The sequence below is a fragment of the Halosimplex pelagicum genome, assembly GCF_013415905.1.
GTDB lineage: Archaea > Halobacteriota > Halobacteria > Halobacteriales > Haloarculaceae > Halosimplex > Halosimplex pelagicum.
In genome coordinates, this window is sequence record NZ_CP058909.1 from 330,244 (window position 1) to 351,264 (window position 21,021).

The 21,021-nt window shown below is 71.1% G+C and carries 26 protein-coding genes and 1 pseudogene; 9 read left to right on the forward strand and 18 right to left on the reverse strand.

The genetic code is table 11. The features are described from left to right. Positions 1-58: 58 nt before the first annotated feature. The 4 genes from HZS54_RS01740 to HZS54_RS01755 form a co-directional block, all read right to left on the reverse strand. A complete protein-coding gene (locus HZS54_RS01740) occupies positions 59-313 on the reverse strand; it encodes a hypothetical protein (protein WP_179920257.1) in 255 nt (84 codons plus the stop codon). Positions 314-484: 171 nt separating this feature from the next. Next, on the reverse strand, positions 485-1,453 hold the full coding sequence (locus tag HZS54_RS01745; RefSeq protein WP_179920258.1) for a phosphotransferase family protein: 969 nt from the start codon (positions 1,451-1,453) through the stop codon (positions 485-487). A gap of 69 nt (positions 1,454-1,522) precedes the next feature. Then, positions 1,523-3,769 carry a CocE/NonD family hydrolase gene (locus HZS54_RS01750; RefSeq protein ID WP_179920259.1) on the reverse strand — a complete coding sequence of 749 codons (2,247 nt, stop codon included), beginning with the start codon at positions 3,767-3,769 and terminating at the stop codon, positions 1,523-1,525. A gap of 108 nt (positions 3,770-3,877) precedes the next feature. Beyond that, a complete protein-coding gene (locus tag HZS54_RS01755) occupies positions 3,878-4,957 on the reverse strand; it encodes a CPBP family intramembrane glutamic endopeptidase (RefSeq protein WP_179920260.1) in 1,080 nt (359 codons plus the stop codon). A gap of 122 nt (positions 4,958-5,079) precedes the next feature. Here HZS54_RS01755 and HZS54_RS01760 point away from each other — a divergent pair, with 122 nt between their 5' ends. After that, positions 5,080-5,994 carry an acyltransferase gene (locus HZS54_RS01760; protein WP_179920261.1) on the forward strand — a complete coding sequence of 305 codons (915 nt, stop codon included), beginning with the start codon at positions 5,080-5,082 and terminating at the stop codon, positions 5,992-5,994. Positions 5,995-6,015: 21 nt separating this feature from the next. On the opposite strand, the gene HZS54_RS01765 is transcribed toward HZS54_RS01760, so the two are convergent. Then, positions 6,016-6,870, reverse strand: coding sequence for a DUF4097 family beta strand repeat-containing protein (locus HZS54_RS01765; protein ID WP_179920262.1), 855 nt, complete (start codon positions 6,868-6,870; stop codon positions 6,016-6,018). A 194-nt stretch (positions 6,871-7,064) separates the two neighbouring features. Between HZS54_RS01765 and HZS54_RS01770 the strand changes: the two genes are divergently transcribed. From HZS54_RS01770 to HZS54_RS01795, 6 genes are all read left to right on the forward strand, one after another. After that, positions 7,065-7,358 carry a DUF7577 domain-containing protein gene (locus HZS54_RS01770; RefSeq protein ID WP_179920263.1) on the forward strand — a complete coding sequence of 98 codons (294 nt, stop codon included), beginning with the start codon at positions 7,065-7,067 and terminating at the stop codon, positions 7,356-7,358. Between the two features lie 127 nt (positions 7,359-7,485). Further along, complete coding sequence (locus tag HZS54_RS01775; RefSeq protein ID WP_179920264.1) at positions 7,486-8,172, forward strand: RAD55 family ATPase; 687 nt, start codon at positions 7,486-7,488, stop codon at positions 8,170-8,172. Positions 8,173-8,175: 3 nt separating this feature from the next. Further along, positions 8,176-8,586: a DUF8057 family protein gene (locus HZS54_RS01780; protein WP_179920265.1), complete on the forward strand. Its 411-nt coding sequence runs from the start codon at positions 8,176-8,178 to the stop codon at positions 8,584-8,586. 78 nt (positions 8,587-8,664) lie between these two features. Beyond that, positions 8,665-9,477, forward strand: a complete 813-nt coding sequence (locus tag HZS54_RS01785) for a PHP domain-containing protein (protein ID WP_179920266.1) — start codon at positions 8,665-8,667, stop codon at positions 9,475-9,477. 109 nt (positions 9,478-9,586) lie between these two features. Continuing rightward, entirely contained in the window at positions 9,587-9,751 is a 165-nt protein-coding gene (locus tag HZS54_RS01790) for a DUF6757 family protein (RefSeq protein WP_006882760.1), read from the forward strand. Positions 9,752-9,926: 175 nt separating this feature from the next. Then, complete coding sequence (locus tag HZS54_RS01795; protein ID WP_179920267.1) at positions 9,927-10,394, forward strand: cupin domain-containing protein; 468 nt, start codon at positions 9,927-9,929, stop codon at positions 10,392-10,394. A gap of 21 nt (positions 10,395-10,415) precedes the next feature. Here HZS54_RS01795 and HZS54_RS01800 read toward each other — a convergent pair whose 3' ends face one another. From HZS54_RS01800 to HZS54_RS01830, 8 genes and pseudogenes are all read right to left on the reverse strand, one after another. Then, a complete protein-coding gene (locus HZS54_RS01800; RefSeq protein ID WP_179920268.1) occupies positions 10,416-10,940 on the reverse strand; it encodes a hypothetical protein in 525 nt (174 codons plus the stop codon). Positions 10,941-11,006: 66 nt separating this feature from the next. Beyond that, positions 11,007-12,176, reverse strand: a complete 1,170-nt coding sequence (locus tag HZS54_RS01805; protein ID WP_179920269.1) for an acyl-CoA dehydrogenase family protein — start codon at positions 12,174-12,176, stop codon at positions 11,007-11,009. 63 nt (positions 12,177-12,239) lie between these two features. Then, complete coding sequence (locus HZS54_RS01810) at positions 12,240-12,974, reverse strand: type 1 glutamine amidotransferase (protein ID WP_179920270.1); 735 nt, start codon at positions 12,972-12,974, stop codon at positions 12,240-12,242. A 50-nt stretch (positions 12,975-13,024) separates the two neighbouring features. Next, positions 13,025-13,258, reverse strand: a complete 234-nt coding sequence (locus HZS54_RS26020; RefSeq protein WP_218927210.1) for a hypothetical protein — start codon at positions 13,256-13,258, stop codon at positions 13,025-13,027. A gap of 9 nt (positions 13,259-13,267) precedes the next feature. After that, positions 13,268-13,609 (reverse strand): annotated as a pseudogene (locus HZS54_RS26625) (DUF2085 domain-containing protein); the annotation flags it as partial. Further along, complete coding sequence (locus HZS54_RS01820) at positions 13,560-14,150, reverse strand: zinc-ribbon domain and TM2 domain-containing protein (RefSeq protein WP_179920271.1); 591 nt, start codon at positions 14,148-14,150, stop codon at positions 13,560-13,562. The pseudogene HZS54_RS26625 and the gene HZS54_RS01820, both read right to left, overlap by 50 nt. Before the next feature lie 68 nt (positions 14,151-14,218). Further along, positions 14,219-15,025, reverse strand: a complete 807-nt coding sequence (locus HZS54_RS01825) for an alpha/beta fold hydrolase (RefSeq protein WP_179920272.1) — start codon at positions 15,023-15,025, stop codon at positions 14,219-14,221. Next, positions 15,022-15,480: a hypothetical protein gene (locus HZS54_RS01830; protein WP_179920273.1), complete on the reverse strand. Its 459-nt coding sequence runs from the start codon at positions 15,478-15,480 to the stop codon at positions 15,022-15,024. Before HZS54_RS01830 ends, HZS54_RS01825 begins: the two co-directional genes overlap by 4 nt. Positions 15,481-15,825: 345 nt before the next feature. Between HZS54_RS01830 and HZS54_RS01835 the strand changes: the two genes are divergently transcribed. Both HZS54_RS01835 and HZS54_RS01840 read left to right on the forward strand, forming a co-directional pair. After that, on the forward strand, positions 15,826-16,155 hold the full coding sequence (locus HZS54_RS01835; protein WP_179920274.1) for a hypothetical protein: 330 nt from the start codon (positions 15,826-15,828) through the stop codon (positions 16,153-16,155). A 101-nt stretch (positions 16,156-16,256) separates the two neighbouring features. Further along, positions 16,257-16,670: a hypothetical protein gene (locus HZS54_RS01840; protein WP_179920275.1), complete on the forward strand. Its 414-nt coding sequence runs from the start codon at positions 16,257-16,259 to the stop codon at positions 16,668-16,670. Between the two features lie 68 nt (positions 16,671-16,738). Here the strand turns inward: HZS54_RS01840 and HZS54_RS01845 are convergent, their stop codons facing one another. From HZS54_RS01845 to HZS54_RS26405, 5 genes are all read right to left on the reverse strand, one after another. Next, positions 16,739-16,933: a hypothetical protein gene (locus tag HZS54_RS01845; protein ID WP_179920276.1), complete on the reverse strand. Its 195-nt coding sequence runs from the start codon at positions 16,931-16,933 to the stop codon at positions 16,739-16,741. 2 nt (positions 16,934-16,935) lie between these two features. Next, complete coding sequence (locus HZS54_RS01850; RefSeq protein WP_179920277.1) at positions 16,936-18,702, reverse strand: nitrite/sulfite reductase; 1,767 nt, start codon at positions 18,700-18,702, stop codon at positions 16,936-16,938. A gap of 209 nt (positions 18,703-18,911) precedes the next feature. Further along, positions 18,912-19,481 carry a molybdenum cofactor guanylyltransferase gene (gene mobA, locus HZS54_RS01855; protein ID WP_179920278.1) on the reverse strand — a complete coding sequence of 190 codons (570 nt, stop codon included), beginning with the start codon at positions 19,479-19,481 and terminating at the stop codon, positions 18,912-18,914. A 1-nt stretch (position 19,482) separates the two neighbouring features. Then, a complete protein-coding gene (locus HZS54_RS01860; protein ID WP_179922909.1) occupies positions 19,483-20,790 on the reverse strand; it encodes an MFS transporter in 1,308 nt (435 codons plus the stop codon). Positions 20,791-20,795: 5 nt separating this feature from the next. Continuing rightward, positions 20,796-20,924, reverse strand: a complete 129-nt coding sequence (locus tag HZS54_RS26405) for a hypothetical protein (RefSeq protein WP_281377731.1) — start codon at positions 20,922-20,924, stop codon at positions 20,796-20,798. Positions 20,925-21,021: the final 97 nt, after the last annotated feature.

Below are 21,021 nucleotides of genomic sequence, written 5' to 3' on the forward strand. Positions count from 1 at the left end.
CGTCGCACTTAGCCGCCGCGGTTGCGCGCCGCCCCGGTCGGTCGCGCCCGCCTCGGCCTCAGTCGCTCGCCGTCTGGGGCTGGACGGCCGCCGCGTCGGCCTGCTGGTAGTAGGTCGCGCCGGGCTCCTCGGCGCCGATCGACTCGATGTGGCCGCTGTCTTCGAGCTGATCGAGGTGGGGTTCGAGCGCGTCGTAGGTGACGGTCACGTCGGCGGTGTACGCGAGCTGTCGGCGGATCGCGGTCGTGTCCGCGCTGGCTCGGTCGTCCAGGAACTCGAGGATTTCGCGCTGGATCGCGTACAGGTGCGTCATTACCAGTGATATGGGCGTTCGGACATATAATCCCCCTCTGAGTCGGGTTCGAGTAAAGAATTGGATCGGCGGCGGCCGAAGTCGACGACGGCGCGCCGATCGCCCGTTCGCGGCGGCCGAGCGTGACTCTCTCGACGACCCGGGCCCACTCGACCACACCCGGCGGTCGCGTCACCGGACCGCGTCGAGCCGCCGCTCCATGTCGCGCTCGAACCGCTCGGCTGCCTCCTCCGGCGACGCGTCGACGTGCTCGACGTGTTTGTCGAAGAACCCGGCCGTCCCGAGCAGCCGGACCGCGTCGTACACCGGCGCGCGCTCCTCGCGGCCGACCGGGAGGCCTCCGGCCCGCCGTCGGTAGCCCTCGCGGAACGCGCTCACGAGCCGGTCGCCAACGGCGTCACCCCAGTCGCGTAATCGGCCTTCGACCCGGTGGAGTTCCCTGGCGGGGTCGCCGACGTGGGCGATCTCCCAGTCGATGAACCCGGTCGCCGCGTCGGTGCGGAAGACGTTCGGCATCGCGGGGTCGCCGTGGACGAGCGTCGCCGGCGCGCGGTCGAGCACGTCGGCGTTCGCTCGGACCGCCTCGACCACCTCGTCGAAGTAGCGGTCGTACCGATCAGTCGAGGCCAGCCGTCGGTCCCGCTCGATCTCGGCCACCAGCGTCTCCGTCCACGAGTCGGTCTCGACCGTGAGTCCGCCGGCGCCGCCGCCGACGATCCGGCCGTGGCGATCGAACTCGCGGGCGTGGATCGCCGCGAGCGCCGCGCCGACGCGTTCGATCTCGCGCTCGCGCTCGTCGACCGACCAGTCGGCCCAGGGTCGGTGGAAGTTCGCGCCGTCCATCGGTGCGGTGACGAGATACGGCGTCGACCCCGCGGCCCCAGTCGCGAGTATCGTCGGGACCGCCACGTCGCAGCGGGCGTCCGCGTACGGGATCACGGCCCGCTCGGTGGCGATCCGAGACCCGTCGCCGTCGACCGCGACCTTCAGGAAAGCCGCGTCGCCGTCGGCGAACTCGACCCGAACCGTCCGGTTCGCGTCGTTCCAGGAGGGCCCCACTCCGGACAGCTCGTCAACCCGACGGGCCGGGAACGCGTCCGTCAGCGCCGCCTCGACCGCCTCCGTTCCGTCGACCATCATCGTTACCGTTCCCGCGGGCGGGCTTTGAGCGTTGCCGTGGCGTGCGGTCGAGTGGCACGCCCCGCTCTATCAGTCTTCGCCGTCCGAACCGCGCCGGAGCAGCCCCCCGAGCCCGCCGATCGCCGCCAGGGCGCCGCCGACGCCGAAGCCCGGCCCGTCGCCGCTCGAGGTCCCGTCGACCGCCGCGTCGCCCTCCGCGACCACGGTGGACTCGACCGGCCCGTCGGTCGTCCCGGCCGGCCGGCCAGCGGTCGCGGTCGGCGAGTCGGTCGTGGGCTCGGCACTGGCCGTCGTCCCGGTCGACGAGTCGGTTGCCGTCGCGGTGCCGGTCGGCCGCGCGGTGTCGGTCGGTTCGTCCGCGAACGCGCCGGCGAGCGCCGACTCGCCGCCGGCGACGGGCAGGTCGACGGCGCTGTCGGCCAGCGACAGCGCGACCTCCCGATTCCCGGGCGGGTGGAGCGTGAACTCGCTGTCGCTGCCGTAGACGACCAATCCGATCCGCGAGTCGGCCTCGAAGACGTGGTCGGTCGCCTGCAGCGGGAACTCGGCCCGGACTCGTCCGTCGTCGGGTAGCGGGGCGGACTCCCGGAGCGACTGCCGGTAGGCGAGCGGCGTATCGTGGTCGCGGTAGGCCGGTCGGTTCAGCGGGTCCACCCAGCCGCGGGTCACGATGTCGGCCGAGTAGTCCCCGTACTCCACCAGGGCGACGCTGACGACGGTCGGCTCCGCAAGCGACAGCGACAGCGACGGGACGACCCGCCCGCTGACGTGGACCGGCTCCGCGAGCGGGGGCGTCTCGTAGCGCAGGCGGTGGGGCGACTCCTCGGCGGCGACCAGGTCCGCCGCCGGCGTCGACGGGTCGTCGACGAGCGACTCCGTCCCGGAGCCCGGCTCGCCCGTCGTCGCGGCGCCGCTCGTCGCGCCGCCGGCCCCGAACCGGACGGTCGCGGGCTCGGCGGCCGGGACGGGCCACTCGGCGAAGGTCTCCGCCGACCCCTCGGCCGCCGACTGGCCGCCGTGGACGACGGTGACGGGGTCCTCGTCCATCACGCCGGTGTCCTCGTCTTGCAGCCAGTAGGCCCACCAGCGGTCGAGGGTCCGCTCCCACGCCTCGCCGGCGGGACCCCTGTGGCCGCCCTCGTAGAGCCAGAGCTTCAGCGGCACGTCGTGAGCCGCGAGCGTCTCGTACCAGTCGGCGGCGTTGTTCGGCTTGACGATCGGGTCGTCGACCGCGTGGGCGATCAGGACCGAACAGTCGACCGCGTCGGCGTCGGCGAGGTAGGTTCGATCGTGCCAGAAGTCGTTGTAGTCGCCCGTCGCCAGGTCCTGCCCGGCCTCGGCGCGCTCGGTCCAGTGACCGCAGTCGTCGCGCCTGGCGTTGCTCGCCTGGATCCACGTCCCGATGTCGGTCATCCCCTCGCTGGCGTCGGGCGTCACCGAGATCGGGGTGCCGTTCGAGCGGAAGAGCCCGTACTGGCCGACGTTGGCGGACTGGGGGACGATGGTCTCAAGGCCGTCGACGCCGGTCGTCGCCGTCCCGTTGGCGAGTTCGCCCAGCGCCGACGCGCCGATCATCCCCGTCCGGCCGTTGGTCCAGTCGGCCGCGACTTCCTCCCCGCCCTCGGGCGCGTCGTAGGCCGTCGCGCGGCCGTTGAACCAGTCGACGACCGATTCGAGCGCGGACACCGTCGGCGGCCCCGCGGCGGTGTAACAGCCCGTCGAGCGGGCCGTCCCCAGCGAGGAGACCCGCGCGAGGGCGTATCCCTGGGGGATGTACCGCCGTTCGGCCCGCCGGTGGGCCGTCGCCGGGCCGCCGATCGGCGAGTGGGCGGGGCCCGGCCCCCCGGCGGCCGACGGATCGCCGAGCGTCGCCGGCTCGCTCGTGGCCGTCGTCGCGTCGCCGTCGGCGCCGCTGGCGCCGTCCGGAGCGGGTGCGATCGACCGGTCGTAGTACATCGCCGCGGTCGCGTCGCCGTGGGTCTGCTCGCCGTGATACGGGCTCGCGACGGCGATCACGGGCGGTCGCTCGCCGTCGGTCGCCCCCTCGGGGTACGACACCCTGACGTGGATCCGGTCGGGGGTCCCGTCGCCGTCCGTGTCGACGCCCGTCTCGACCCAGGCCTCCTCGCGAATCGCCCCGCCGGCGTCAGCGGTGCCGCCTTTGTCGCCGACCGGTGTCGCGTACGCACGCCCGGCGACCGCGCTCGTGCCGACCGCCGTCGTCACCGACGCCAGCAGCCGCCGTCTCGACACCGATCCCGTCGGCGCCGCTCCGGTGACACCCTCGCCGTCGCTCGCGTTCGACTGGTCCGTCATACCTCGTGGTAGCGAGGCCCCCCGCATCGCCGTTTCGGAGGGTGAAACGAGTCTTTTCGTTACCGGCGGCGCGGCCGCTCCGCGGGCGACGGCGCCAGCGACCCCCGGCTACTCCGTCGCCGACTCGGCGGTGTCGGGGTCGTCGGGTGCTGCGTCGACGCCGTCGTCCGGGCCGCCCCGGAGCAGCGGCCGTGCGACCGACTCGCGCCACCGCAGTCCCCCCTCACGCCACTGAACCCACCCCGCGAGTGCCCCGAATCCGACGACGAGCGCGCCGAGCGCGACCAGGCCGCCCTCGGGGCCGAACGAGCCGCCCGTGAGGAGCGAGGGACCGGACTGTTCGACGGCGACGACGGTCACCGGCGTCGTGAAGCCGCTGACGGGGAAGCCGAACACGGAGGCGATCGAGAAGTTCCAGGTGACGTGGAGGCCGATAGCGGCGGCGATCCGGCCGGTCAGGAGGTAGCTGGCGGCGAACAGGCCGCCGAACAGCGCGATGTTGACGAGCGCCAGGACGGTGACGTTCGGGTTCAGCCCGTGGCCGACGCCGAAGGCGAGGCTGGAGACGACCGTCGCGCCGGCGAACGCGCCCCCGAGCCCGATCCCGCGCCAGCCGGCCAGCCCCTCGGCGACGTTGGTCAACAGGTACCCCCGGAAGAGCAACTCCTCGAAGACCCCGACGCCGACGAAGTACACGAGCGTGAGCGCGAGCGCGACGGCGGGCGCGACCCCGGGGCCGACGGCCAGCGTGGGGTCGGCTCTGGTGACGACGGTGCCGGTCACCCGGAGGAAGCCGGCGGCGAGTTCGACGGCGAACACGAGTCCCGGGAGCGCGACGCCCAGTGCCAGCCCGAATCCCAGGTCGGCCCACCACGCCGCCGACCGGTCGAGCCCCAGATCGGAGAGTTCCCGGCGGTCAACCAGCCAGGCGGCGGCGAGGACGCCGGCGACGAAGCCGGCGATCTGGAGGGTGCGGGCGGCGACGGTGACGAGCGCGGTCAGCGTGGCCCCGGCGGTGCTCGGCGCGAGCGCGACCAGTCCGGACGCGGCGAGGACGCCCCCGACGCCGCCGGCCACGAGGGCCAGGAGCGCGAGTCCGAGCCGCCAGGGCGCCCGGGGCCGCCGCTCGCGGTCGTTCCAGAGGAACCCACGGAGGCCGCCGAGCCCGCGGTCGTCCGGCGATGACATTGCCGGGGGATCGACCGTCGGCGACTTAAACCCACGTCGGGCGGCGGGGTGGTGACACCGGTGTCACCGGGTTTCGGACCGGTACAGAAACCCCTATTGTCGCCGCGGCCGTTCGACGGGGTATGACAAAGCGCCACGTCTCGCTGCCGCCGGGCGGCGAGGAGGGCATCCACGCGTTCATCGAGGAGGTCGACGAGCGCCTGTCGGGCGAGGAGGACACCTGCGACGTGGTCGAGGACGTGCTCGTCGACCTGTTCGGCGACCGGGAGGCCTACGAGCGCTGGCAGTCCGGCGGCGAGGTCACTCCCGCCGAACGGGTGCGGCTCCAGGGGTACGACCCCTGCAACGTCACGCTGGAGAGCGAGTACTACGCCGAGGTCGAGAGCATGGACGACGGGGAGTTCGAGCGCACGAAGTACCTCCAGTGGCTCTGGCGGCAGTTCGACGCCACGCCGATGGCCGACAACGTCGAGTTCGCGCTGCGATTCAGGCGGATGCTCGCCGACCACCTCTTCGCCGAGGTGGGCGAGGACTGCCGCTTCTTCAAGGGGATCACCGTCACCTACGGCCACAACATCGCCGTGGGCGACAACGTCGTCGTCCACGACGACGTACACCTCGACGACCGCGGGATGTTGACCATCGGCGACCGCGTCTCCATCTCCGACGACGCCCACGTCTACAGCCACGACCACGACGTCAACGACCAGACCGCCGTCGACAACTACCACACCGTCATCGAGGACGACGCCCGCGTCACCTACGACTCGATGGTCCGCGCGGGCGTGCGCCTGGGCGAGAACTCCGTGCTCGCCGCGAAGTCGATCGCCGGCAAGGACGTGCCCGCCCACCACATCGCCGCCGGCACGCCCGCCAAATCGGTCGCCGTCAAGGACGGCTGGGAGGCGGTCGCCGACGACCTGGCGGACGCGAACGTCGACCGCCGCGCGGAGCGGAAACTGGCGTACGAGCTCCCGGAGAACCTCGACGTGTTCGACGAGTTCCAGCGCGAGCGCCAACCGCCGGGCGGCTCGTAACTGCCGCGCGTCCGCGACCGCTCAGAGCCCCAGCAGCGTCACGTCGCCGTTGGTCGACCGGAGTTCGAGCGCGTGCTCGCCCGCGCCCATCGTCCCCTCGACGCGGCGTTCGCCCGACGACTCGACGGTCAGCTGGACGCTCTCGACGGTGGCGTCGCCGTTGTCCGTCGCCAGCGTGACCGCCGCCGAGAGGTCGTCGGCGACCGCGGCGGTCACGTCGCCGTTGCGCGAGCGGCAGGTCACGTCCCCACGCATCGCGGACACGTCGACGGTCACGTCGCCGTTGGTCGTGTCCGCGCCGTCGAGGCCGCCCACGTCGCTCGCGGCGAGGTCGCCGTTGGTCGACTCGACGGTGACGAACCCGTCGACGCCGGTCACGTCCACGTCGCCGTTGGTCGAGCTGTAGGTGCCGTCGCCGGCGACGCCGTCGGCCTCGACGTCGCCGTTGCCCGACGAGGCCTCGGCCACCGAGAGACCCTCGGGGACCGCCAGGTCGAGGGTCACGGTGACGTTCGCGTTCGAGTCCGGCCGCTGCGGTGCGACGGTGAGCCGTCCGTCCTCGACGCTCCCCTCGACGGTCACCTCGTCGAGGGCGTCCTCGCCGGAGCGCGAGGCCTTGCGGACGGTACCGGTGACGGCGTCACCGTCCCCGGCCGAGAGGGTCACGTCGCCGGAGTCGGTCCTGACGGCGAGTTCGTCGGCGTCACCGGGGTCGAACGACCGCTCGGCGCTCTCGGTGTACGGTTCGGTCGAGAGCACGCAGCCCGCGAGGCCGACGGCGCCGGCGAGGGCGGCGCCCGCCCGGAGCACGCGACGGCGCGACGGGTCGGGAGACGAAACGGCCGACCGCTCGGAGGAGGGGGCGGAGGGGGACATCGTTCGTTCGGGGCGACACGTCTGCCCGGCAAAAACGTGACGGTCACGGGGCGAGCTTCCGGTTCTCGCCGGTCGAGGCGGCCGCTTCGGTGCCGTCGGTGGCAAGCGGGACCCGGACGACCAACTCGGTGCCGCCGGGACCGGTTTCGCCTCCCGGCCAAACACCCAAGTGCTGTGACAACGTATGTCACGGTATGGAACCGTGGGGCTGGATCCTCCTCTACCTCGCCGGGTTCACCCTCCTGCAGCTGTTGCTGGTCCGGTACTTCTCGGAGGACCGGTCGCTGGGGGGCGTCTCGCTGGAGTCCAACGAGGCCTCGCCGCCCCAGTCGGGCGAGCGGGGGCGGTCGGTGGGGGAACGTGACTCGCGCTCGCCCGAGGAGGCAGACGAGGGCGACGGCGGCGTCCGCTGTCACCAGTGCGGGACGGCCAACGCCGACGAACAGAGCTACACTTACTGTCGTGAGTGCCTGGCACAGCTCCGGTAAGCCGCCGTCGACCCCGGCCGGCCGCGACCGACCGACGAGACCCCGACGGGGCGGCGACGGCACGCGCTGTTATCAGCGGTGAAAAACGAGGGGCAAAGGTCTATATCGGAAGCCTCGATCCGACGGTATGCGCGTTTCAAGCGGCGTCCCTGGGTTCGACGAGCTGATCCAGGGCGGCCTCCTGAAAGACAGGCTCTACGTGGTGAGCGGTCCCCCGGGGAGCGGGAAGACGACCTTCTCCACGCAGTTCATCACGCAGGGCGCCAAGGCGGGGGAGAACTGCCTCTACGTGACGATGCACGAGACCAAAGAGGAGCTGATGCAGGACATGTCGGGCTACGACTTCGGCTTCGACCAGGTGATGGCCTCCGGGAAGGTCCAGTTCCTCAACCTCATGACCGAGGGGGGCAAGCGGACGATCACCCAGTTCGGCACGGAGGGCGGGCTGACGAACCGCATCGTCGCCTTCCTCGAACAGCAGGACATCGACCGCGCCGTCATCGACTCGACGATGCTGCTGCAGCACTTCTTCAACGACATGGCCGACGAGATCACGGGCTTTCTCTCGGCGCTGAAACAGACCGGGACGACGATCGTCCTCATCTCGGAGATGACCGACCCCTCGTCGTACGCCGACGAGCACTACCTCGCCCACGGCGTGATCTTCTTCCACAACTACCTAGAGAAAGGCGGCATGACCCGCGGGGTCCAGGTGATCAAGATGCGCGGGACGGCGATCGACTGCGACATCCGCGCGATCGACTTCTCAGACAGGGGGCTGCGGGTGCGTCCCGAGCAGAAAATCGAGGCCTGACCGATGGGACTGTACGAGGAGAAGTACGACACGTCGTGGACGAGCCTGGACCGCGACGAGGCGACCGAGCGCGCCTACGCGCTGGGGGTCGCCGAGTCGCTCGGCGAGTACGACCGCGAGGAGTTCGAGGCCGTCCACGACGAGATGGACACCGCCTACACCAAGAGCATCGTCGAGCTCGCCTTCCGCGAGGGGAAAAACGAGGGCCGCGAGGCCGCCCCCGCGGGCGACGACGACGAGGCGGCGGTGTGGGACGAACTCGTCGAGGGCGAGACCGTCACCGTCGACGCCGAGGACCTCCCGACCGGCGGCCGCGACGGCCTCCCCGAGGCCGTCGACAAGTTCGAGGGGCTCGAACGGCCCGACCCCGACGAGATCGACGCGACCGACCGCCCCGACTTCCTCGACAAGTAGGCGGCGAGCCCGCCCCTCGGCGGTCGCGTCGTTCGCGTCGACCGCAACCGGCTTGAGCACCCGGTGTGACTGACAGGTATGGTCGCCGCGGATCTACACGTCCACACCGACAACTCCGACGGAACCTTCCGTCTCTCCGAGGTCCCGCCCGCGGCGCGAGCGGCCGGACTCGACGCCGTCGCGGTCACCGACCACGACCGCGTCCACCCCGACCTGGACGCGCCGGTCGTCGAGCGCGACGGCGTCACCGTGGTCCACGGCATCGAACTCCGCGTCGAGGCGGACGCCCAGCGGGTCGACGTGCTCGGATACGGCGTCGCCCCGACCGACGCGCTGCTCGCCGAGATCGAGCGGCTCCAGCGCGACCGCGTCGAGCGCGGCCGCGAGATCATCGAGCGCGTCGAGGACCGCCTGGGCGTCTCGCTCCCGGTCGACCCCGAGCCCGGACTGGGCCGGCCGGACATCGCCCGCGCCGTCGTCGAGAGCGACGACGGCTACGATTCGATCCCCGACGTCTTCGACGGCCTCATCGGCGAGGGCGACCCCTGCTACGTCGCCCGCGACATCCCCTCGTTCGAGCGCGGCCGCGAGCTCCTGGCCGACGCGTGCGCGCTCGTCTCCCTCGCCCACCCGCTCCGGTACCCGAACCCGCGAGCGGCGCTCGACCTGGCCCCCCGGCTCGACGCCGTCGAGGTGGCCTACCCCTACGGCGCCCGCGGGCACACCGGCGCGAACGGCGAGCTGGCCGTCGAGGACGTGCGCGCGGTCGCCGAGCGCCACGACCTGGTCGTCACCGGCGGGAGCGACGCCCACGAGCGGACCCTCGGCGAGACGGGCCTGTCGACCGACGAGTACGAGCGGTTCCGAGCGGCCCTCGGCGTCGCCCCGTGACCGGCCGGGCGCCGAGGCCGACCCGGTTCGAACGCGAGGGGCCGTCGAACACCGCCACGTCGGTCTCCGCGGCCGCAGGGTTCAATGCCCCTCGGATCCAAGGGCGGGTATGCAGTGCCACTACTGCGACCGCGAGGCCGAGATCGCCGTCGAGAAAGACGGCGTCAAGGTCGGGGTCTGCAAGACGCACTTCCGCGAGCAGATGGAAGAGATCGCCGACTCCGACTGGCTCGACGGGATCGAGGAGGACCTCGACATCGACCGCGCCGAGTGACCGCCCGCGCCGCTCGCTCCCCTCCCCGTCGGTCGCCCGCCGTCCGCCCCGCTCACCGCGTCCGCCTCCGCCCCGCTCGCGTCCGCCGGTTCCGCCCCGCTCGCGCCCGTTTCCGCTCCGCGCGGTTCGCGTCGCCCCCACGAGGCTTTACTGACTCGCCGTCGTAGCCGCGGGTATGGACCACGTCGACTGCGAGGACGTCGAGCGGCGGATGGGGCCGGCCGCGGACAAGCGCGCGCTCGCCGACGCGCTCGGCACCGAGGAACTGGCGCTGAACTACTACGAACTCGACCCCGGTGACGGCTTCGGGTTCGGCTACCACCGCCACCCCGACCAGGAGGAGGTGTTCTACGTGGTCGAGGGAGTCGCGACCTTCGAGACCGAAGACGGCGAGGTGGCGGTCGCCGCGGGCGAGGCCGTCCGCTTCGCCCCCGGCGAGTGGCAACTGGGCCGCAACGCCGGCGACGAGCGCTGCGTCGCGCTCGCGATGGGCGCGCCGAAAGCGGCCCGGCGGACCGAGATGCTCCGTGAGTGCCCCGACTGCGGCGGCCGCACCGAAGGGACCGTCGAGATGGCCGACGACCGCGAGGCGCTCGTGACCCGCTGTACGGACTGCGGCGCCGAGACCGGCCGGTTCGACTGAGGCGGCCGCGGAGCGACCCGCTCAGACGACCCGTTCGACGGCGTTGTACAGCGCCAGCCCGGCCACCGCCGGCCCGAGCGTGACGACGAGCACGAGCGTCAGCCAGGCGACGGTGGCGGCCAGCCCCTCCAGGAAGAGGACGTTGTAGCGGGCCAAGCCGCCGGGGGCGACGAACAGGGCGGCGCTCGTGACCATCGCGACCGGCCACCCGAGCGTGGCGTACTGCAGTGTCTCGTCGGCGTCCAACACCGTCCAGCGGTCGAGCAGCTGCCGCCCGAACACCACGGGGAAGACCGCGAGGACCAGCGACGCCGCGACGGCGACGACTCCGAAGATTAGCCCCGCACCGGGGTCGACGAACGCCGCCAGCGCGGTCGCGACCGCCGCGAACAGGCCGACCGCTACCGCGGCGACCGTCCCCAGCGCGTCCCCGAACGAGTCGCGACGGGTCGAGAGCGCCCACGCCGCGACCGCGACGACCGGCGACGCGACGACCAGCCCGAAGGAGACCACCAGCGCTATCGCCCCGACGAACCCGGGTTCCATCGCCGAGTGGTTGGCGCGGTCCGTGATAAGTCCGGGGGGTCTATCTCGCGCAGTTTCGAGGGTTCGTCACTCGAAGGCCGCGATACCGGTCAGGTCCTCCCCGAGGATCAGCGTGTGGATGTCGTGGGTGCCCTCGTAGGTGTACACCGTCTCGACGTTCGCGAGGTGACGCATCGGCGAGTGGTCGGTCGTGATGCCGTTGCCGCCCAGGGTTTCCCTGGCGGTGCGGGCCGCGTCGCGCCACATCGCGACGTTGTTGCGCTTGGCCATCGACACCTGCTGGGGGCGCAGGTCGCCCCGCTCTTTCAGGTCGGCGAGCCGATAGGCCAGCAGCTGGGCGGTCGTAATCTGCGTCGCCATCTCGGCTAGCTTCTCCTGCTGGAGCTGGAAGCGGGCGATGGGACCGCCGAACTGCTCGCGGTCGGTCGCGTACTCGCGGGCGGCCTCGAAGCAGTCCCGCGCGGCGCCGACGGCGCCCCACGCGATGCCGTAGCGGGCCTGCGTGAGACAGGCCAGCGGCCCCTTCATCCCCGACACGTCGGGCAGGACGGCCGACTCGGGGACGTAGCAGTCGTTCAGGCCGATCTCCCCCGTCACGGAGGCGCGCATCGAGAGCTTCCCGTCGATGTGGTTCGTGGTGATCCCCTCCCGGTCGGTCTTGACGAGGAACCCCCGGACCGGGTCGCCCTCCGCGGAGCGGTCCTTCGCCCACACGAGCGCCACGTCGGCGATGGGGGCGTTCGTGATCCACGTCTTCGAGCCGTTCAGGACGTATCCCTCGCCGTCGTCGCTGCGCTCGGCGCGAGTCTCCATGGCGCTGGGGTTCGACCCGTGGTCGGGTTCCGTGAGACCGAAACAGCCGACGGCGGACCCCGCTGCGAGGTCCGGGAGCCACCGCTCGCGCTGGGCCGCCGAGCCGAAGGCGTGGATGGGGTACATCACGAGCGCCCCCTGGACGGAGGCCATCGAGCGCACGCCCGAGTCGCCCGCTTCGAGCTCCTGCATCACGAGCCCGTAGGCGCGCTCGCCGAGGTTCGCCGTCGCCTCGTGGTCGATGTTCGGCGCGTAGAAGCCCAGATCGCCCATCTCCGCGATCAGGTCCTCGGGGAAGGTGCCGGCCTCGAAGTGGTCGCCAATCGTCGGCCGGACCTCCTCGTCGACGAACTCCCGGGCCGTGTCGCGGACGAGTCGCTCTTCCTCCGAGAGGTCCGCCTCCAGATCCACGTAGTCGAGCATGGCCGCTCTTGGGCGCGAGCCGTGAAAAACGCTCGCTGGCCGCGCGCGACGGCGGCGCGCCGCTCAGTCGTCGGAGGCGACGGCGTCCTCGGCGGCGGCGGTCGCGGTACCGTCCGCGTCGACCCGGTCGACGAACGCGAGGAAGTTGTCGAACACCTGCTTGGCCTCGCAGGCGGCGTCGAAGTTTTCGGGCGTGATCCCGTCGAGGACCGACTGGATGCGCTCCTCTGAGAGCTGTCCTTCCTTGCCGACGGTCACCTCGGCGGCGGTGTCCATGTCGTACTCGGGGTGGAACTGGACGCCGAACACCCGCTCTTTGCGGAAGCCGTGGACGCCGTAGTCGTTGGCGGCCAGCCGCTCGGCGCCGGGCGGGAGCTCGGCGACGGAGTCCGAGTGGGTGGTGAAGACGGTGAAGTCGTCGTCGATCCCGTCGAACAGCACCGAGTCGCCGTCCTGCTCGACGGTCCGGTAGCCGATCTCGTACTCGCCCATGTCCTCGACCGTCCCGCCCAGCACGTCAGCGAGCAGCTGGTGGCCGTAACACACGCCCAGGAACGGCAGCCCGCGGTCGATGGCCTCGTCGACCCACTCCTTGGTCGGGGCGATCCACTCCTCGTCCCAGTAGACCGAGGCGCGCGAGCCGGTGACCACCGCACCGTCGAACTCGAATGTCTCCGGGTACTGTCCCGTCGGGAGGTGAAACTCCGTCAGGTCAGCGTCGAGTTCGCGGCGGAAGTTCCGCCGGTTGCCCTCGGCCTCGTGGGCTGCGTTCAACAGGGCGATGCGCGGCCGTGTCATCGTCCTGTTCCAACGGCTCGGCGAGTAAAAGCCTGTCCACAGTGGCAGCACTACGCGCCCCGTGATCGATCCTCACTCGCGTTCCCGCCGTCGCGGTCGGTATCGGGGTCGGTCCCTTCGTCGAGACTCCCGGCCCGCGAGTGGACCAGCAGCGCCGCGGCGACCCCGCCGTAGCCGGCCGCGACGGCGAGCAACCACGCGGGTCGCGCCGTCAGGAACCACGGGACCGCGACCCCGTATCCCAGTCCCAGAAGCGCGCCCGAGGCGGTCCGGACCGCGTTCAAGCCCCGCCGGGGCGTGAACGTCGTCGCCGCCCAGTCGGCCAGCGCCGGCGCCGGGCTGCAGGCGACCAGCCACGGCCACGCCGCCGGCGCGGTGTCGGTCAGGACGAGCGCGACGCCCGCCAGGATACCGGGGTAGACGCCGCTGCAGCGCGCGCAGAGGTGGACCGTCCGACCGCCGACGGCGAGGCGGTGACAGCGATAGCGCCCGTCCGGTTCGTGGTGGCTGAGGAGGTACCTGCGGGTGCGCGCGAGTCCCGTGCGGAGCTCGCGCGCACGGACCGACCGGTCGGCGAGCGGCTCCTCAGTCGTCCATGTACTGGCGGCGAAACTCCTCGTCGCTCTTGGTGAGATAGATGATCCCCTCGACGAGGCCGATGATGGTCGGGATGCCGGTCCAGAAGAAACACAGGTAGAGGACGCCCTGGCCGGTCTTCCCCATGTAGAACTTGTGGGCGCCGATGGTGCCGAGCAGGATGGCCAGCAGCGCGGCGATGACTCGCTCGTCGTTGTCGGAGCCCATCCCCGGCTGGCGGACGCCACACTCCGGGCAGATCTCGGCCTTCTCGTTGATGACCGCGCCGCACTCGGAACAGAACTTCTCGCCCGGTCCCTTCCGTCCGCTCCCGGACGAACCGGTCGAGTGGTCGCCGGTGCCGTGGTCGACGCCGCCCGCTCCCGCACTGCCGGAGTCGCTCGGGCCGCCCCCGGTGGGCGTCGACTCGTCGCGCTCGTCGACGCTGTCGCTCACCCAGCTGTCGTCGCCGCCGTCGTCGGGCCGGTCGCCACCGCCGCCGTCGTCGACCGGCGGCTGTCCGCCGCCCTCGCCGGACTCGGTGTCGCCGGGGTCGGCGTCGTCCGGCTCGTCCCGGTCGTCGCGCTCGTCGTTCGACATACCACCGACGACGGCTGTTGCACGTGTAAAACTACCGCTGGCTTGCGAATTCCTGCCGGCGAGGGCCGTCACTCCGTCCGCTCGAACGCCCCGAGCAGCGCGTCGTTGACGGCCGCGCTCTCCTCGACGAAACAGAGGTGACCGCCTTCGACGGCGGTGAACTCCCCGCGGGGCAGTCCCTCTGCAAGGTCCCGGCCCGCCTCCGTCGGAACGACGGCGTCGTCGACGCCGTGGTACACCCGGGCGGGCGTCGTGATCTCGTACAGCGAATCGGACCGATCGAACGACCGCATCGCCGCGGCCTGGGCCTCGAAGCCGGCGCGGTCGGCGTCCTCCTCGCGGCGCCAGCCGACGATCTCGTCGATCACGTCCGCGTGGGCGTCGATGTCCGCCCCGAAGGCGTTGCGCAGGGAGGCTCGGAGCGCCTCGGGGTCGTCGCGGGGGGCGAACAGCGAGTCCAGTGCGTCGGCGTCGACGCGGTCGCCGCTGGCGGTCGTCCCGAACAGGGTCAGCGAGGCGGCGCGGTCGTAGCGGTCCGCGTGCGCCAGGGCGACCATCCCGCCGAGGCCGGCGCCGACGACGTGGGCCTTCGCGACGCCGTGGTCCGACAGGACCACTTCGAGGTCGCCGGCGAGCGTCCGGACCTCGTAGGGACCGTCGGGCGTGTCCGAGCGGCCGGTCCCGCGCAGGTCCCAGGTGACCGTCTCGAACCCCTCCGCGAGGGCGGCGTGTTGCCAGCCCCACACCCACGCGCCGTAGCCCGCCGGTTCGACGAACACCACGGTGTCCGCGGCGCGGTCGGCGTCCTCGGGCGGACGCGGGTCCCCGCGCGCCTCGTAGTAGAGATCGACGCCACCGTTCGTGACGACTGTCATGGGTCGGTGTTGGCGCGGTCGTCGGAAGGGTGACTCGGTTCGCGGGCGGCCGCGACCTGTTCGCGGGCGGCCGCGACGGTCGCGGCGACGCCGCCGAGCACCAGCAGGTACCAGCCGAGCGCCGGGACGTAGAGCGCACCGGTGTCGAAGCGCCACGGCGGGAACGCCGCGAGCGGCCATCCCGCGGCGACGATACCGGTCAGAAACGCCAGCACGTGACCGAGCGAGTGTCGCGGACGGGCGACGTGGACCGCGCCGACGACCCCGAGCCACGCGAGGACGGGGTAGTCGTTCGGGACGAAACCGGGCCGGTCGTACCAGAGCCGCGGCCCCAGCGGGAACCCGGCATCGCTGGGGAGGTTCGGGTTCAGGTGGAACAGCCGTAGCGCGAGCGCGACGGCGATCGCCGCCAGCCCGAACGCGAGAACGGGGTTCGCTCGCTCGAAGGTGTCCACGGGAGAGTCCCGTCCGCCGCGTGTCATCAACTTTCTGCGGGCCGCGGATCGTCGCGCCCACCGTAGCAGCCGACACCGTCCGGTGCGACGGCCCGCCTCGCCCTGGGCCACCGCGACCGGTAAGGGCCTCCCGGTTCGGAGTAAGCCCGGCGTTCCGACCGTTTCGAGCCGTCTCCGCACCGATCGTCGCTCGCTCCGTGCGACGCAGTCCCGCGACACGCGCTACCGCCTCGAAATTTCATTAATTTTTTACTCGGAAGTGAGTAAGTCTTTTAACCTCCGCCTATCCTACGGTAGGTCGATGACAACGACACGAACTCGAACAGGTGCGAGCGGTGACCGGCGATGATCTGGCAGGACCTGGTCTTCCTGTGTGGAAGCGTCTTCTCGCTGTGCGTGCTCCTCCCGACGCTGCGGGACTCGACCGCCCGGGTGCCGCTGGGGACGGCGCTGCCCTCGGCGGTGATCGGGCTCGTCTACGGGACGACGTTCTTCACGCTCGGGATGACGATGTCGGCCGTGGGCTCCGCCTCGGCCGCGTGCATGTGGTCGCTCATCGCGCTGGTGCGGTCGCCCCACCGGTTCAACCCCACGGACGGCGCCGCCGCGCGGGCGGCGCGCGACGACGGCGGGGCGGCCAATTCGTCGTCCGGCTACACCGCGGGCGCCGACTGAACCCGGTCCCGGCCGGTCGTCGCGCCCGGGGCGATCCCCGGCGGTCGGGCGGGCCCGGCCCCGTCGGGGATTTATCCGTCGGCCCGCCGTCGAACCGGCCGATGGAGTACCGGACGCGACTGGCCGCGAACCTCGCCTCGGAGTCGGAGGCCTACGGCTACACGCTGACCATCTGGGGCAGCGGCGCGCTGTTGATCCACGCCTACAGCGTGCCCGGCGTGGCGCGTATCCTGTCGTTCGTCGCGGGCGCGCTCGCCGGGTTCGCCCTGCTCGCCGCGGTCGCGTTCGAGGGGTTCTCGACACAGATGACCGTCGAGGAATCGCCCTCGTCGCTGGTCGTCTCGGCGGTCCACGTCCTCTCGACGGGCGGGGCGCTGGCGGTCGTCAGCCTCGTGCTCGACCTGACGCCCGACGGCTGGCCGCTGGTCACCTTCTTCGTCGTCGGCGCGCTCGCGACGACGGCCTACAACGCGCTGTTGCTGCTCGAAGCCGTGGCGGTGCGCGCGGTCACCTGAGTGGGATCGGCTGCGAACCCGCGTCGCGAACGGAGGAAAGTGAACGGAACCGGACGAGACCGCCCACCCTACAGGGCGGTGTCGTCGGGGCGTCGGGGGTCCTCGCGAACCCCCGAGTCGGCGGGTGCGGCGCCGAACAGCTCCGGCGCCACGTCGAAGGCGGCCTCCGAGGCCGCCGTCGCGTCGGTCGGCTCGGCGCCGCCGGCCGCGTCGTCGACGGGGCGGTCCGCGGCGGCGCCGCGGTCGGTCGGTGCGTCGGGCATCGTCAGTCGTCCGCCGAGAGCGGCTGGCCCTCGGCGTCCGTGGGTGCGGGGCTCTCGCCGTCGGCGAAGGGGTACCACGACTGTTTGCCGTCGGCGAGACAGGGGTCGGTGTAGCCTTCGACCTCCTCCGGTTCGGCGAGTTCGACGATGGTCTCGTGACCGGTGGCGTCGACCCACTCGCGGAAGGTCTGGCCGTCCTCGCGCAGCGCCGCGTAGGCCTCGACGAGGTTGGCGATCATCCCCGGCACCTCGTCGGCGGGGACGCGCTGGCGCACCCACTCGATGAACGTCGGCTCCTCGCCGATGCCGCCGCCGACGCCCACGTCCAGCGCCTCGACCATCTCGCCGTTCTTCCGGGCGCGCATGCCCTGCAGGCCGATGTCGGCGGTCATCGCCTGGCCGCAGTCGGCGGTACAGCCCGAGTAGTGCATCTTGATGCGGTCGACGTCGTCGGGCAGCTCGACCTCTCCGGCGAGCCACTGGAGCATCCGGGCCATCCGCGCCTTCGTCTCGGTCAGCGCGAGCGAGCAGAACTCCGTCCCGGTGCAGGCCATCGCGCCCTGCTCGAAGGGGTTGGGCTCGGGCTGGTAGACCTCCAGCAGGTCCTCATTGAGGAGGTTCGCCAGCTGGCCGTCCGGCACGTCCATGATCAGCGGGTTCTGGCGCCGGCTCAGGCGGATCTCGCCGGAGCCGTACGCGGAGGCCAGGTCGGCGAGCTCGATGGCGTCCTCGGCGGGCATCCGCCCGACCGGCGCCGAGAGGCCGACGTAGTTGGTCCCGTCTTTCTGGTCGTAGACGCCGACGTGGTCGTGGGCGCCCCGCTCGCTGGACTTGCCGGCGTTGTAGGTGTACTGGCCGCGGAAGTCCGTGCCCGCCCGCTCCAGCTCGAACTCCAGCCGGTCGTCTAACTCCTCGCGGATGGCGTCGGTGCCGTGCTCGTCGACGAAGAAGCGCGCGCGGTTCTTCGAACGGTTCTCGCGGTTGCCCGCCTCGTGGTAGTACTCGACGAACGCCCGGACCGTCTCCTTGGCCTGGTCGCGCGTGACGAACAGGTCGAGGGGACGCGCCTCGCGGGGCTCGCGGCCGCCGAGGCCGCCGCCGACGCGGACGTTGAAGCCCTTGACTTCCTCGCCGTCGATGAACTTGTGGGCGGGTTCGAGCCCGATGTCGTTGATCGAGTCCTGCGCGCAGCCCTGGCGACAGCCCGTCACCGAGATGTTGAACTTCCGGGGCATGTTGGCCAGGTCGTCGTCCCCCCGAATGTCGGCCTGGATCTCGTCGAGCAGCTCCCGGGACTCGACGTACTCCTCGGCCTTGCCGGCGACCGGACAGCCCGAGATGTTGCGCATCGTGTCGCCGCCCGCGGAGCGCGAGGAGACGCCGACCGCTTCGAGCTTCTCCCAGATCTCGGGGATGTCTTCGAGCTTGAGCCAGTGGAGCTGGATCGACTGGCGCGTCGTGAAGTCGATCCAGCCGTTGCCGAACTCAGGGTTCTCGACCGGACCCTTGGCGTAGTCGCGGGCGACCTCGCCGATGGCGCGCAACTGCTCGGGCTCGAGCACGCCGCCGCAGTTGGTCAGCCGCATCATGAAGTACGACTCCTGGCCCCCGCGGTGGTGGAACACCCCCCAGAACTTGAACCGGGAGAACCACTCGTCGCGCTCCTCTTCGGGGATGGCGTCCCAGCCCTTTTCGGCGAACTCCTCGATCTTCGCGCGTACTTCGTCGCCGTACATCTCGTCCTTCCAGGCTTCCTTCTTGTGTGGCATTGGTTTCCTCCGTTTTGGTTTTGTCCGCAATTTCGGCAAATACCCAAACGTTCGTCTTCTGATTTACGTTCTATCTAGCTGACTGCGATACACATAAGCATAATCGTTTAACAATTCGCATCACGGGCGAGATATCCGGACGAACGCTCGAAATACAATGACCTTAAACGCATTTGGGTGGGGCCCGGCGGCGGTCCCGCGGCCGTCGGTCAGCCCCCGAGTCGGTCCGTGGCGGGTGCGAGGTCCGCGTGCGAACCGGCGGTCAGGGGATGGGCGTCCACGTCCGGCGCCTGGGCGTCGACGACGGCGGGGTCGAGCCGCGAGAGCACGTCGTAGAGCCGGCCGGAGCCGGCCGCGAGCGTGTGGTCGCAGGCGACGCGGGCCGCGTCGGCGTCGTAGACGGCGTGGAGGGGGTGGAGTCGGCCGTCGCTGCGGGGCACCGCGGCGGTGTCGTCGCAGGCGTCGAAGCAGTCGTCGAGTAGCGACGTGTCGACGGTCGGTACGTCGCCGGCGACGACGGCGACCGCGTCGCCGGTCGCGACCCGGACACCGGTCCGGATGGCCGCGACGGGTCCCTCGTCGGCGATCGGGTCGACCGCGAGCCGGTGGGGGAGGTCACCGAGGGCGTCGGCGACCGACTCCCGATGGCCTTCCGGACAGGCGACCACGACCTCGTCGACCGCGGGTGTGACGGCTTCGGTGACGCGCCGTAGCGGTGCCGTCTCGCCGTAGGGGTCGAACGCGTTTCCGACGCCGGTCAGCAGGAGCGCCGAGCGCATCTCAGTCGTCCCCCGGGGCGGCCGACTCCGAGGCGCCGCTCGCGCTGATGAAGCCGCTCTCGGTCGCGATCTCGGCGATGTGGGGCTGGAACACCCACGCCGCCAGCAGGACGATCGGGATCATCGAGACGGCGACGATGGAGTAGCCGATGTGCAGGCTCGCCAGGAACGGCGCCGAGTAGACGAGCGGGTAGACGATCCCGCCGACCGTGCCGACGCCGCCGACGACGCCCGCGACCGCGCCGGAGCTGTTGGGGAACATCGCCGGCACCTGCGCGAAGATCGAGCCCTCGGCGAAGGCACAGGCCATCCCGACCATGAAGCCGGCGCCGACCGCGATGAGCACCTGGCCCGACAGCCCGGCCAGCGTCATCCCGAACATCGACAGGACGACGAAACACAGCGTCACGAACGTCCACTGCTCGCGGTAGCGACCCTCGAACAGCGGGATGATGTTCTTCTCCTTGCGGGCGAGCACGTCGCTGACGTAGCCGCCGATGGGGCGGAGCAGCCCGGCCGCGACGGAGAACGTCGCCGCGAACGTCGAGGCGAGCACGAGGTTGTCCGTGCTGAAGCCCTCGCGGTAGTAGGTCGCGAGCCAGCCGTTCATCGACAGTTCGAGGCCGAACGTCATCACGTACGCGAGCGCGAGGACGACCGTCCCGTAGCGGGTGGCGGTGTAGAACCAGCCCTTGAAGCTCGCGTTGTCCGCGGTGGCCTGCCGTTTCTCGTCGCTCTTGGCCGCCTCGCCGAGCGCGTAGTAGACGACCGCGAGGATGATCGAGACACAGCCCGTGTAGAAGAACGCGGCGCGCCAGTTGGTCTCGAACAGCGGCCCGCTCCAGTTCGTGCCGAACACGCGCGGGAGGATCAGCGCGCCGCCCGCGGCACCGGCGTTACCGATGCCAGCGTAGATACCTTCGGCGGTCCCGAGGTTCTCCTCCTCGAACCACTCGGAGACGTGCTGGATGCCGATGACGAACGTGATCCCCGCCGTCGCGACGATGAGTCGCTCGACGAAGAACACGGCGTAGCTCTGGGCGAACGCGCTCGCGATCGAGAACACGCCGACGTAGGTGAGCACGATGGCGAACACCGCCGGCGCCCCGAACTTGTCCGAGAGCCAGCCCGTCAGAATCCGGCCGAAGGGCGCCAGCCAGATGGCCGCGCTCGCCAGGATCCCGATCTCCGCCAGCGAGAGGCCGAACTCCTCGGCCATCGGCCCCGTGAACGGCGCGAACGAGAACCAGATCAGGAACGAGAAGTTGAACCCGACCGTGGCGAGCACCAGCGTCCGCCACTTGGTCATCCTGATCAGTCCCATGCCGACACCTCCCCCTCACCGGCGGCCGCACCGACGACCGCCGAACCGTAATTAACTATCATTTCCGTTTGTTCGTCCAGTATTTTATCGAATCCCATTTCGAACGTCCACCTTTGCACGGATATCAGTTGGATGCTCGTAACATATAACCCTAGCCGTTTAGAAAATAAACGCACGGGAGCGTCGAGTGGACGAACGGGAGATATTAGGACGAAT